Source organism: Paenibacillus sp. ALE2, from assembly GCF_054113385.1.
In genome coordinates this window covers 2536453-2549829 of sequence record NZ_CM134213.1, presented here as the reverse complement: position 1 = coordinate 2549829, position 13377 = coordinate 2536453, and the positions used below count along the sequence as shown (strand labels likewise).

The following is a 13377-nucleotide window of genomic DNA, read 5'->3' as shown; positions in this document are numbered from 1 at the left end:
ATACAATTCCATTTTACACACATGCAAACTTGAGTTCAAGAAGCCACAGTTTAATTTCAGCAGGCCCTTTACAAAAAAAGAAGAAGCGGCATAGAGCCGCTTCCTCTTTGTGTTATTTATTAGTGTGCTACCATGTTGTATTCCATAATCCATACAGAACCGCCAACGACGGTCAACAGGATCACTATACCAAAGATTAAAGTCATCACATTCCAACGTGGTCCATTGCTTTCACGAATGTGCATGAAGAAGAATAGCTGAACCAGAAATTGCAGCACTGCCGCGGCTAAAATAACAACCATCGTCGAAGTGCGGCTCAACATATGATTCATAACCACGCCGAGAGGAATGATGGTCAGTACGATGGACAGAATAAATCCGATAACATAGGATTTCACTGAACCGTGAGAATCATCATGACCATGCGAACCTGCTCCTGATTGATGCTGTGCCATCTACATCACCCCCATCAAATAGACAACTGTCAGCAAGAAGATCCAGACAGCGTCCAAAAAGTGCCAGTACAAGCTCAATGCCGAAACTTTGCCCTTCGTCTCTGGAGTAAGTCCGCGTTTTTTCAACTGGAACATAAGTCCAATCATCCAAACCAGACCTAACGAAACGTGAAGTCCGTGTGTTCCGACCAAGGTGAAGAATGCCGACAAGAACGCACTGGTTCCAAAATTAGCACCTTCATGTACGATTTCAACAAACTCGTAAACTTCAAAACCGATAAAACCAAGACCCAGGATTGCCGTCACGATTAACCAGTTGATTAATCCCTTCATGCTTCCTTTGTTCATAGCCAACACAGCCAGACCACTTGTGAAGCTGCTTGTGAGCAAGAGGAACGTTTCAATAATAACGCCCGTCATGTTAAACAGCTCTGCGCCACCTGGTCCTCCGGCTGTGTTGTTCCGAAGGACAACGAAGGTTGCGAACAAGGTACTGAACAGGATTACGTCCGTTACGAGGAAGATCCAAAAACCAAGCATCTTCAATTCTTGCGGATCGTGATGCCCGTGGTCATGATCATGGCTGTGATGTGCTGCTGCTTGTGCCATTATACAGACCCCCTTATTGCCGCTTCCGTGCGTTTTACTTCATCCGCAGGGATATAGTAGTCGCCATCATAAGAGAAGAACGAACGGCAAATCATACAAATTGCTACGCCGATCAGCCCTGGAATATAGAAGAACGACCATCCAAATACGAAACCGAAACCTGCAATGAAAAAGAATACCGACATAATGAATGGAATCGCCGAGTTTTTCGGCATATGAATCGCTTCAATTGGCGGTTGCTTTCTGAAGATACCTTTTGCACGTTTATCTTTTTCTGCCCACCAGTCATCGCGTTCTTCTACTTGCGGAATGGTAGCAAAATTGTATTCCGGTGCAGGTGAAGGAATTGACCATTCCAACGTGTGACCACCCCAAGGGTCGCCAGTTGTATCCTTCAGCTTGCGGTAATTTTTGATACCCAGAAGAATTTGAAGAACCTGGAACAAGAAACCAATCCCCATCAGGAATGCCCCAACGGTTGACACCATGTTAAGCGGCTGCCAGCCAGTATCCCAGCCGTAAGTGCTCAGACGACGTGTCATACCCATCAGACCGAGGGAATATTGCGGAATGAAACATACATAGAACCCGATATTCCAGAACCAGAAAGCCCATTTACCAGGCGTTTCAGGCAATGTGAAACCGAACATTTTTGGCCACCAGTAGTACAGACCTGCCAGGTAACCGAACACTACCCCACCAATCAGAGCAGAGTGAAAGTGAGCGATCAGGAAGTAACTGTTATGGAACTGGAAGTCCGCAGGCGCTACAGATAACATGACGCCCGTCAAACCTGCAATCAGGAAGTTCGGAATAAATGCAATAGACCACATCATCGGAGTTTTAAATTCGAGTTTACCCCGGTACATCGTGAACAGCCAGTTAAATACTTTAACCCCTGTCGGTATTGCGATAACCATCGTCGAAATCGCAAAGAATGCATTAACATCTGCGCCTGATCCCATTGTGAAGAAGTGATGCGCCCACGTGAAGAAGGACAGGATCGCAATAATGAACATGGCGTAAACCATGGATTTGTAACCAAACAATTTCTTTTTAGAGAATACGCTGATAACCTCGGAATAAATACCGAAGGCTGGCAATACTACAATGTATACCTCAGGGTGACCCCACATCCAGATCAAGTTGATATACATCATCGGGTTACCGCCGAAATCAAGGGTAAAGAAGTGTCCTCCTCCAAAGCGGTCAAGGAATAGCAAAGCTAAAGTAACCGTCAGAATCGGGAACGCGAAAATGATAATAACACATGATGAAAATACGGACCACGTAAAGACAGGCATTTTCATCCAAGTCATACCAGGTGCGCGCATTTTAATGATGGTAACAATAAAGTTGATCCCTGTAGCCAATGAACCTATACCGGAAATCTGAATACCCCAGATATAGAAGTTCTGACCGACGCCAGGACTAAATTGCAGTTCTGAGAGCGGTGGATAACTCAACCAGCCTGCATCTGGCGAACCGCCAATAACGAAGGACAAGTTGAACAACATCGCACCCATAAAGAAAAGCCAGAAGCTCAATGCGTTCAGGAAAGGAAACGCAACGTCGCGCGCACCAATTTGAAGGGGTACGGCGATGTTAAACAAACCAAACATCAACGGCATCGCCATAAACAAGATCATGATTGTGCCGTGAGTTGTAAAAATTTGGTTGTAATGCTCAGGATGTAAGAGTGTCACATCAGGTGTAGCAAGTTGAATACGCATCAATAATGCATCCACGCCTCCGCGGAATAACATCAAGATGGCCGCAAGAATATACATAATACCGACTTTTTTATGGTCAACCGTAGTCAACCAGTTTTTCCAAAGCCAGCCCCATTTTTTGAAATAAGTGAGCACAAACACGATCCCGATCGTTGCTAGTGCGATGGAAACGTCCGCTCCATAGATCATCGGGTCTCCAGTAACGAAGAAAGTGGATGCAAACTCTTTTATTTTGTCAAGCATTGGGGGCCTCCTTCCCTATAATCATTTTAATTGTGTCCGCTCATATTCATATGACTCATATCCATTTCGGCATGCTCTTCTGTGCCGGTCTTGGATGAATCTTCTGTGGATGTAGCTTCACCATGTCCAGCATGGGGGTTAGAAGAGCCTTCCACTACATACTTGTTGACAATCTCTTTGAACAAGCCGTCTGGAATCGAAGAATACTCATCAGGCTGGGACAAACCTGGTTTTGCAAGCGCCAAATAGCCGTCTTTCGTCAGCGGCTTAGACTGCTTCTTGATGTCAGCGACCCAGTTTTTATACTCTTCATCCGACTGGACTTCTACATCAAAACGCATTTGTCCAAAATGCTCACCGCTAAAGTTTGCACCCGAGCCAAAGTAAGTTCCTTCGTGATCGGCCTGCAAATGCAGTTTCATGGCCATGCCTGACATGGTGTAGATTTGACCGCCCAATTGCGGAATCCAGAACGAGTTCATCGGAGCGTCAGCAGTCAGTTCAAAACGGACTGGAACACCTTTGGGAATGTGAACTTGGTTAACTGTAGCTATACCTTCCTCTGGGTACATAAAGAGCCATTTCCAGTCCAATGAGGTTACTTGAATCGTTACTGGCTTTTGCGTGCTTGCAATCGGCTTGGAAGGCTCCAGCATGTAGGTATATCTCGCAGTGATGACCGCAATAATACAGATAACGATAATCGGAATAGCCCACCATGTGGTTTCCAGCTTTTTGCTGTCATCCCAATGGGGTTGATACTTCACCTTGTTTGTTGGGGTATCGCGATACCGCCAAACGATGAAGAAGGTCAAAATCATAACCGGTACAATTATAAGCGCAGACAATGCAGTTGTAAGAATGATCAGCTCTTTTTGTGCTTGCCCAATTGGTCCTTTCGGATCGAAAACAACGTATTTTCCGCCAGCATAAAAACACGTCCAGATGAGCAATGCTACCGTGAGCACGGTCAAAACCAACGCAATAATCGCTTTTGGTTTTTTGTTCATGTTGTTCCCCTCTCCTTAAAATAGTAAATTACTCAAAACTAACGAACTCCTGTAATGTTGCCCTTATATAAGATAGCAGAAAAGCGGCCACTTTTTTTATTGTTAACAGAATTGTCGATTATTTGTCCGTTTTTTGTGAAAAACCTCTCTAAAAATAAAATTTCTCTTGCAAATTCAAAATTTCTTTTTAATTCAAAAATGACATATAAAAACGTTAATTATGCATCTTGAAGTATCTTAAAAAAGCTATACTAAAGCAAAAATCGGGACTCCTTACAGTTATCATCCTACACTGCTCGAAGCCCCGCGCTGTTGTTTTCGTTATCAGTTTTACATCATCTTTTCAATTGTATTAACGATGTCCGTTCTCTTGGTCTTCCTTCTTGCGGGCAATGACAAATGATTTCCCGATTAGAAAAATGAAAATTCCGGCAGCAAAGGCGCCAATGCCTGTCATTAGATAGATATTACGATCGGTTAAATTCCCTATATCAAGCAAAATAAGAATAATACCTACAATGCAAGCGATCAAAGAAATAACAGATACCGTGCGGCTCATTTGGTTATCCCTTGATCCTGATTTTCTAAAATTCGAAGCCATACCCTCCACTCCCTCTAGTTTAAAATGGTTAAAAAGTGCCCTCGTCAGGTATTTTTTTCAGTATGCACATTTTTTATTTTTTTATTCCTGCCGGTCTCTATATACTAGAACCATCTGTAATTCATCTTGGCTATTATTACCCCAGAGGACCTCCTATTTAAACAAACGGGAGCGGAGGCAGACCTAAATTTGCTTTATATTCAGATCATTTCTCTTTGTTTAGCGTCTAGTCTCCAACCAGTTATTACTTACTACATTTCGATACCAATAGTAACTTTCCTTGGGGGTGCGGACCTGTGTGCGAAAATCGACATGAATCATGCCAAATCTCATATTATACCCCTCTGCCCACTCAAAATTGTCCAAAAGTGACCATGCCATATAGCCTTTAACATGAAGACCATCATGAATTGCCCGGTGCACCTGCACCAAATGCTGCTGCATGTAGGAAATTCGACGATCATCTTGCACCTTTCCGTTTACGACCTCATCATTGATACAAGCCCCGTTCTCTGTGATGTAAATATCGATGTTACCGTATTTTTGCAAATAATGTAGTACCTCATACAGCCCACGTGACTCCACCGGCCAGCCGATATCTGTTACAGGTAGTCCCATATTGATTTCTTCAGATTGAAGAAATCCCGCCTCCGGATTAAATCGATTAACCGACATACTATAATAATTGATACCAATCATATCAATTGGCTCACCGATAATGTCCATATCTCCATCTTGTATAGGTACGGTAGCTCCCTGCTCCGCAAACCAGTCTACCAAAAACTGAGGATACGAGCCTTGATAAATAGGCTGGAGAAACCAGTCACTGTGCAGGGAAATCGTGCGTGCACAAGCCGCTTTATCTTCCTCAGAAGTGCTGTAAGGAACAGCCCAGGAGACATTGGGAGCGATACCGATCTGGCCGCTGGTGCCAAGCTCGCGGAATCGGCGTACAGATAAACCATGTGCAACCAGCAGATGATGTCCTACATCAATCGCAGTCTGAAGATTCGTCAGACCCGGGGCATGAACTCCCAGCATATTGGATAAAAAGGCGATACACCACGGTTCATTGAATGTCAGCCAATGCTGTATTTTACCGTGAAACTCACGGAACATCGTTTCCGCAAACTGGACAAATGCCTGAATTGTGCAACGATTTCCCCACCCTCCGGCATCCTGTAGCGCCTGAGGCAGGTCCCAGTGATACAGTGTACAAAACGGTTCAATTCCGTTGTCATTCAACAAATCAACTACACGATGATAATAGTCCAATCCCTCTTGATTGACTTCACCATCACCATTAGGGAATATACGTGACCAGGACACCGAGAAACGATATGTACGAATGCCCAGTTCCTTCATGAGACGGATATCTTCTTCGTAACGATGATAGCTGTCACAAGCTACATTGCCGTTATCACCGTTGAACACTTTGCCAGGCGTATGGGCAAAGGTATCCCAGATCGACAACCCTCTTCCATCCTCCTGGTAAGCCCCCTCGATTTGGTAGGCGGCCGTTGCGGTACCCCACATAAAGTCCTGCGGAAATTGAAAAATAGTCATTGTGTCTCTTCCTCTCCCTCAATTATAATCGTATATTCATTCGTTGTTTCCTGCTTTTTGGTAAAAGTCCATGACAAAATAAATCCTCCGTGCTTGGGATCAGGCTGAGCCCGACGATCATCAACGCTAAACGGATGTGCACTGCGAATCGTACAGCTTCCCGTCTGGACCGATGTGGTAAGCTCCGCACGGACGAGCCGCGAACCGGACCATTCCATGCTGACCGTAATTCCGCCACGCCCTTTCAAGCCGCTGACCCGTCCCTCCGGCCATGCCGATGGCAGGGCAGGCAATAGCGTCAGCTCGCCCGGGCGGCTTTGCAGCAGCATTTCTGCGATGCCTGCCGTCGCACCAAAGTTACCGTCGATCTGAAAAGGCGGGTGAGCGTCGAATAAATTAGGGTAGATCGACCGCGACAGCAACGTGCGAACATACCGATGCGCAGTGTCGCCATCTTCCAGCCGGGCGTACAGGTTAATCAACCAGGCACAGCTCCACCCGGTATGACCGCCACCATGATCGAGCCGGCGGCGTAGCGATATGCGAGCCGCCTCAGCCAGCTCTGGAGTATAGCGGATATGGATCTGTCGGCCGGGGTAAAGCCCGAAAAGATGCGAAACATGTCGATGCCCAGGCTCCGCTTCCTCAAAATCGACCATCCATTCCTGTAACTGACCGTGACGGCCGATTTGATAGGGTATTAATCGTTCCCGTGTCTCTTCGCAGCGTCTACGGAACTCATCGTCTAACTCCAACAGTTCCGCGGCCTGAATACAGTTGCTCAATAGCTCCCGAATCAGCGTCATGTCCATCGTAGAGCCCATGGATATGCTGCAATCCTCGCCTTCGGGCGTGATGAATTTATTTTCAGGCGAAGTGGAGGGGGACGTTACAAGCCGACCATCCGGGCCCTCCACAAGCCAGTCTAAGCAAAAGGCCGCCGCCCCCTTCATAAGCGGATAAGCCTGTTCTGCCAAATAGGTTGTATCCAAGGTGAACAGATAACGCTCCCATAGGTGAGCGGTTAGCCATACACCCCCAAGCGGCCAAAATGCCCAACTGGCATGGCCACCTGACGGTCCGGCGTTTCGCCACACATCAATATTGTGGTGAGCTGTCCATCCTTGAGCCCCATAATTGATGGAAGCGACCCTGCGTCCCGTACGACCGACTTCTCCAATCATGTGCAGCAATGGCTCATGGCACTCGGCAAGATTACACACCTCTGCGGGCCAATAGTTCATCTGTGTATTAATATTGGTTGTATAGTTACTGTTCCACGGCGGCTGTACCCGGTCATTCCAGATGCCCTGAAGATTGGCGGGCTGACTGCCCGGACGTGAACTGCCCATTAGCAAATAACGGCCATATTGGAATAACAGCACTTCCAGCCCCCGGTCTGCCTGACCTTTCTGATAGCGTTCTAATCGCAGATCCGTCGGGAGAACGAACTCGTCAGTTAGCGTGTCACTTCCCAGTTCTAATGCAACACGGTCAAACAGCTTCCGGTGATCCTGCTCATGGCGTTGCCGCACCTGCTCACTTCCTAGCGAAATCGCTCCGTCTAGAATGACTTTGCATGCTTCTGCCGACTCTGTTGCATCACTATTCGGCATAGCCTGAAATCCCCGAAATCCGGTAGCCGCTGCCAAATACACCGTGATTTTATCCGCGTCCGAGATGATTAACGCTCCGTCATCCCTCGTCGTCAAGGTTCCTCCCTCGGGAATAACCCTCGCCTGAACTGCAAAAGCCATCCCCAAATCATTTTCGTAAACGACAGACTGTGGATGATCACCGTGATAATTAGATTCCACATGACTGGGCGCTCGTCCAGTCAACGTAATGAAGTCCCTGGTCGGTTCCTCGGATGGATCGTTATCGTTGGCTCCTTTGCAGGAATCACCAAGCGCATCCTCTCCAACTTCATCCTCACAAGGATGGGGGGTAGTCATACGCACAGATGCATGGATTTTTCCGACCTTATTCGCAGTCAGTGACACCATAATGACTCCATCAGGTGCACTGGCGATAACTTCGCGAGTATAGTGGACTCCATCACTCTGAAAAGTGACCACTGCCGTTCCGGTCTGCATATCCAGTTCCCGTTCATAATGCGCAATCTCCCCTAGGTTCTCCTGTGTAATCCACAAATCTCCTAAAGGCTGGTAGGCTTCTGTATCTCGACCCAGCATGTTCGAATTAATCAGTTGCTCTGCTTCCTTGTATTTTCCATCTGCAATCAGCTTTCTGGCAGGCTCTAAATATCGCAATGCATCATACTGAACGCCATCTCTGGGAAATCCGGACCAGAGCGTATCCTCGTTTAATTGCAAATGCTCCTCTCTGATCCCGCCAAATACCATAGCTCCCAGCCGTCCATTGCCGACTGGCAATGCTTCCTCCCATACCTCAGCAGGCTGGCGATACCATAACCGTAGGGACTGTGGTCTTTCGCCTTTCGTCAACTCAAACCCTCCCTCATCAAGGTCAGACAAAGCGCTGAACCCATATTGCCCATGGCGCATGCGCTCTGTCACTCCGAGATTTCAAAGTTTGGAAAATATGGACTCGTTATTTAGCAGCCTTCCCACTCCATAACTCCACTCTGTCCTTCACCAGTTGCGTGTATTGCTGTTCCATTTGGACAGCTCCGGCGGCATCCAGTTCTTTAATCATGTTGTCGTATACCGTATCAAAATTGGAAACTGGTGTTAAAATGGCTTCCGGTATACGTTTGCGGATTATGTCTGTCGTCTTTTTAAATGTAACGTTATAGTTGGATTCATTGTCTGTCGTCAGGTTATAGGCTGCGCCCCAAGGCTTCACATCAAATTCTTCTTTTCCTGGAAACAGTTCCTTCCACGTTTTTACGCCATACGCTTTCAGTGATTCTTTCTCCGGCTTCGAATAAGCCGCGATAATTTGTTCTGGGAATTTGGCAGTGTAGTAGTTACCCGTAGAGTCCTTCACTCCGTCCCCATAGTGTCCGCTCATTAATGTGTACAAGTCTATTCCAGTGGATTTATTGAAGCTGGTTGTATTGTTCGTTTTTTGATCCAATACATCGGCAGGAATGACGCGTTTGCCGTCTTTGATTTCATAGTGCTTGCCTTCGATCCCCCAGTTCACTAGCACCTGTCCTTCATCGGAAGCTAAATAATCCAGAAATTTAATAGCCCGCACCGGGTCCTTGCAACTTTCCGTAATCCCTACACCATAACCGGACGCAAAACCTGTATCCTGAAAGGAACGATCCTTATATTCCTCCGAAAGTGTAACTGGAAAATGTGCATAGCTGGCATCAGCCTTGCCTGACGCTTTTAATGCATTTTCGGCATCCTGATAACCCCACTCTTGGTCGATCAGACCCAGGACACGGCCGCTGGCAATTTTGGATTTGTATTGGTCACTTTTTTGTACAAACGAATCTTTATCGAGCAGCCCTTCATTGTACATGTGGTTTAACCAACGGAAATATTCTTTTTCTTCCGGACGTTTGTAATGAAGCTTGGCTTCAAAAGTTTTGGGATCAATAAAATATTCACCATCATCCGGCGCCCCAGTTGTCTGGAAAGCAGGGTTCGTTACGGTAATCATAATTCTCCAGTCGTCTGCATCCAGCGTGAGAGGGATCGTTTTTTTGCCATTAATCGTCGGATGTTTGGCTACATAGGTTTTGAGCACGTTTTCAAAATCCTGCAATGTTCTTACCTTGGGATATCCCAGTTCCTTGAGCACCTTATGCTGAATTTCAAATCCCCCCGTCGCGTCAAAACTCTCCTGTCCCACCCCTGCATACGTAGGAATAACATAGATGGCTTGATCCTTATTGCTGTATTTCAGCCGATCCATATAGGGGCCGTATAGCTTTTTGAGATTGGGTGCGTGATCGTTGATCAGATCGGTCAGATCAATCATAGCCCCCGCATCCACAAGCTTGCTAATATTTGCTTTAGGAGAGACCAGGTCTGGGTATTCCCCACTTGCTGCCATCAAAGCAATCCGGTCATCCCCACCTCCGCCGCTGACATCAAATTCCGCATTCAAGGTTACACCTGTTTTCTTGGTGATTTCCTTGCCTATTTCATCTTTCATTCCATTCCATTGCGGGCTTGTATCTGCTCCGAAGAAGCTAAACGTAATTGGGTCTGTGCCGCTGGATGAGCCTTCTTTCGCTGTTTTATCGCTTCCACCGCAACCTGCAAGTGCGGCAAGCGATACGGCGAGCAAGGGAATTAGTGCAAATCTGGACCAGTGTTTTTTCATGTTCAAAACCTCCTGCATTTCTAGGATTTTATCGTTGTGGATTGACTGCTACGATTGGATTGTTATGATTTAACAGCTCCCAGTGTCATACCGCCTACAAAATATTTTTGTAGGAATGGATATACGAGCAAAATCGGAAGCGTGACGGTAATCGTGATTGCCATTTTAATCGACTCTGGCGAAATCTGAGCCATTTGCTTAGCCATATCGTTGCTATTCGCCATATTGGCGCCGCCTTGCTGCGTACTTTGCAGTATCTTCATCAGCTCAAATTGCAGCGTTGTCCACTGCGCGGCGGTTCCATTGTACAAGTACGTATCAAACCATGCGTTCCATTGATTTACCGCTAAAAAAAGGGCAATTGTCGCCAGTACAGGCTTGCACAGCGGTAAAATAATCTTCCAATATATCGTAAAGTCATTGGCTCCATCCAGCTTGGCAGACTCTTGTAGCGCATACGGCAAACCATCCATAAAGGAACGAATGACAAAAACATTAAACGCGCTGATCAGCCCCGGAAAAATATACACCCAGAACGTGCCCAGCAAATGTAAATCACGCATCAAAATAAACACAGGCACCATTCCGCCGGAAAAATACATCGTCAACGCCAGAAACGTGGATATGAACTTGCGCGCGCGGAAATCGACCCGACTCAGCGTAAATGCAAGCATAGAAGCACAGATGAGTCCCAGCACCGTTCCAACTACTGTACGTAAAATCGATACCTGCAGACCCCGAAGCAGGCCATCGTACTGGAAAATCGTTTTGTAATTTTCGAGTGTAAACTGACGAGGCCATATATAAATACCGCCACGAACCGTGTCCGTCGAATTGTTCAGGGAAATCGCTAGTACGTTCAGAAACGGGTACAGCGTCAACACCACGATCAGAGCCATGAGGATATAGTTGAACAGGTCAAACAGCTTTTCTGACCGTGTAGCATTAAATGCCTTATTCGTCATTTCGCTTCTCCCTCCCTACATGATGCTTTCTTTGGTCAGTTTTTTGAATATACCGTTCGCCGTAAACAACAACAGAATGCTAACCAGTGAGTTGAAAATGCCTATTGCCGTCCCGTAAGAGAAGCGGCCCAGATTAATCCCGTAATTCAGTGCATACAAATCCAGCACTTCCGAATAATCCGTTACGAGACTGTTGCCAAGTAAGAACTGCTTTTCAAAACCATTGCTGACCAGATGTCCAATCGCCATAATAAACAGAATGGCGATGGTCGAGCGGATACCTGGCAATGTAATATGCCACATCTGTCTCCAGCGGCTGGCCCCATCCACACGTGAAGCTTCATATTGTTCCTGGTCAATTCCGGTGATGGCAGCTAAATAAATAATCGTATTCCAACCTGTCTCTTTCCATATGTCGGAAGCGGTTACAATGTACCAAAACCAACTCCCCTTAGCCATAAACTGAATCGGTTCATCCACAATATGAAGCGCTACCAAAATATCGTTAACAATTCCACCGTCAATGGACAGCATTTTCGTCACCAATCCGGCCACAACTACCCAGGATACAAAATGCGGGAGGTAGGATACTGTCTGCACAACTCGCTTGAACAGCATACCACGCAACTCATTTAGCAGAATTGCAAAAAAGATCGGTACAACAAAACCAAAAACAATACCCATCAGGCTCATTGTCAGCGTATTTCGTAATACCAGATAAAAACGTTCATCCTGAAAAAGCTCAATAAAGTTGTCTAACCCTACCCACTTTTGATCCCAAAACGATTTGGCTGGCTTATATTTTTGAAACGCCATTGTCCATCCCCATAGTGGAAAATAACTGAAAACAAACACCCATATGACGAAAGGAATGGACATAAAATAAAGGTACTTTTGCTGTTTCACACTGTTCCACAGGCCTTTTTCACCGCGTTCGGGCTTCGATCCGCGAGCCTTACGTGGTCTTCCCCGATTGGATTCAGGAATCACAGCATCAGCGTTGGAAGCGGTTTCAGTTGAAGATCCCATAACAAGCTCCTCCTCATCTCTAGATACTATTATCATACTTTGCTGGCTCAAAAGCGGGTACCCGACGAATTAGGAGAAAAATCAGTTCAAAATTAGATATATGGGGAGTGGATTAAGATTTACATTCGTGCCACTACACATGCGGATGGTGCTTCCCATCGCTGTTGTCCCCGGATTTCTTGAATAAGCAGACAAAGGTAGAAATTCAGGGACAAAGGCGACCGCTATCGCTTGTCCAGCACCATTCCGCCTGCTCCGTTTTCATGTAAATTCTCTGAGAGAAGTCTTGTAAAAAACAAAAGATCAGCAATGTAAGCTGATCAGAGGTAAAGGATAATGCTTATTGCACCACAGGTGGGTGATGGTATATATACTTACTGTCGCAATTCACCTAGTTGGAAGAAAAAAGCTTTCTAGCATCCATGGGGTCAGTCCCCATGTGCCAGAAAGCTTTTTTGATTTATTTTACCGTGATCGTCCCGTAGTACATGTACATACCGCAATTGTACTCATATACCCCCGGTTTTAAATCCTTGACGGTAAAATAATTATTTTCGTGATCCAGGTAAACGTCCATTCCGATCTTCAACGACTGTACTTCATCGATGCAAGTAAAGGATGTAATTTTTTTGAAATTGATCTTGGTTGGAACGCCGGCTTTCACTTCAATATTTTTAGGATAGAAACCGTCCCCTTTTACACCCACTGTAACAATCTCGTATTTGGTTTTATCTGGCTCTTCCTGAGCTTGTTGAGATTGATTGGCCGGAAACGACGACACGCTACCTTGAAAATAAAACAAGACAAACCCGCCCATGATCAGGGCTACAAAACCAATCAGCATCCAATGCCAATGTTTAGAGATGAGTGTTTTCATTTCTTTCAGCCCCCTCCAGT

General features: G+C 46.0%; 11 protein-coding genes. All 11 read right to left on the bottom strand.

Annotated elements, in window-relative coordinates:
- Window positions 1–119: 119 nt before the first annotated feature.
- On the bottom strand, window positions 120–455 hold the full coding sequence (gene cyoD, locus ACXHJ1_RS10940; protein ID WP_016820324.1) for a cytochrome o ubiquinol oxidase subunit IV: 336 nt from the start codon (window positions 453–455) through the stop codon (window positions 120–122).
- Window positions 456–1064 (bottom strand): cytochrome o ubiquinol oxidase subunit III, encoded by a 609-nt coding sequence (gene cyoC, locus ACXHJ1_RS10935; protein ID WP_016820325.1) that lies wholly within the window; start codon window positions 1062–1064, stop codon window positions 456–458.
- Window positions 1064–3040, bottom strand: a complete 1977-nt coding sequence (locus tag ACXHJ1_RS10930; protein WP_013373105.1) for a cbb3-type cytochrome c oxidase subunit I — start codon at window positions 3038–3040, stop codon at window positions 1064–1066. The genes cyoC and ACXHJ1_RS10930 overlap by 1 nt, the downstream gene beginning before the upstream one ends.
- Window positions 3041–3066: 26 nt before the next feature.
- Window positions 3067–4050: a ubiquinol oxidase subunit II gene (gene cyoA / locus ACXHJ1_RS10925; RefSeq protein WP_016820326.1), complete on the bottom strand. Its 984-nt coding sequence runs from the start codon at window positions 4048–4050 to the stop codon at window positions 3067–3069.
- A gap of 352 nt (window positions 4051–4402) precedes the next feature.
- Window positions 4403–4651, bottom strand: a complete 249-nt coding sequence (locus tag ACXHJ1_RS10920) for a hypothetical protein (RefSeq protein WP_016820327.1) — start codon at window positions 4649–4651, stop codon at window positions 4403–4405.
- A 219-nt stretch (window positions 4652–4870) separates the two neighbouring features.
- Complete coding sequence (locus ACXHJ1_RS10915; RefSeq protein ID WP_457906058.1) at window positions 4871–6217, bottom strand: GH1 family beta-glucosidase; 1347 nt, start codon at window positions 6215–6217, stop codon at window positions 4871–4873.
- A complete protein-coding gene (locus tag ACXHJ1_RS10910) occupies window positions 6214–8685 on the bottom strand; it encodes a glycoside hydrolase family 95 protein (RefSeq protein WP_107734567.1) in 2472 nt (823 codons plus the stop codon). The genes ACXHJ1_RS10915 and ACXHJ1_RS10910 overlap by 4 nt, the downstream gene beginning before the upstream one ends.
- Window positions 8686–8791: 106 nt before the next feature.
- Entirely contained in the window at window positions 8792–10486 is a 1695-nt protein-coding gene (locus ACXHJ1_RS10905) for an ABC transporter substrate-binding protein (RefSeq protein WP_031462250.1), read from the bottom strand.
- Window positions 10487–10548: 62 nt separating this feature from the next.
- The gene (locus ACXHJ1_RS10900) at window positions 10549–11451 is read right to left on the bottom strand and encodes a carbohydrate ABC transporter permease (protein WP_016820331.1); all 903 of its coding nucleotides are present in this window, start codon (window positions 11449–11451) and stop codon (window positions 10549–10551) included.
- A 15-nt stretch (window positions 11452–11466) separates the two neighbouring features.
- The gene (locus tag ACXHJ1_RS10895; protein WP_107734540.1) at window positions 11467–12480 is read right to left on the bottom strand and encodes an ABC transporter permease; all 1014 of its coding nucleotides are present in this window, start codon (window positions 12478–12480) and stop codon (window positions 11467–11469) included.
- 460 nt (window positions 12481–12940) lie between these two features.
- On the bottom strand, window positions 12941–13357 hold the full coding sequence (locus tag ACXHJ1_RS10890; RefSeq protein WP_017425537.1) for a cupredoxin domain-containing protein: 417 nt from the start codon (window positions 13355–13357) through the stop codon (window positions 12941–12943).
- Between the last annotated feature and the right edge of the window lie 20 nt (window positions 13358–13377).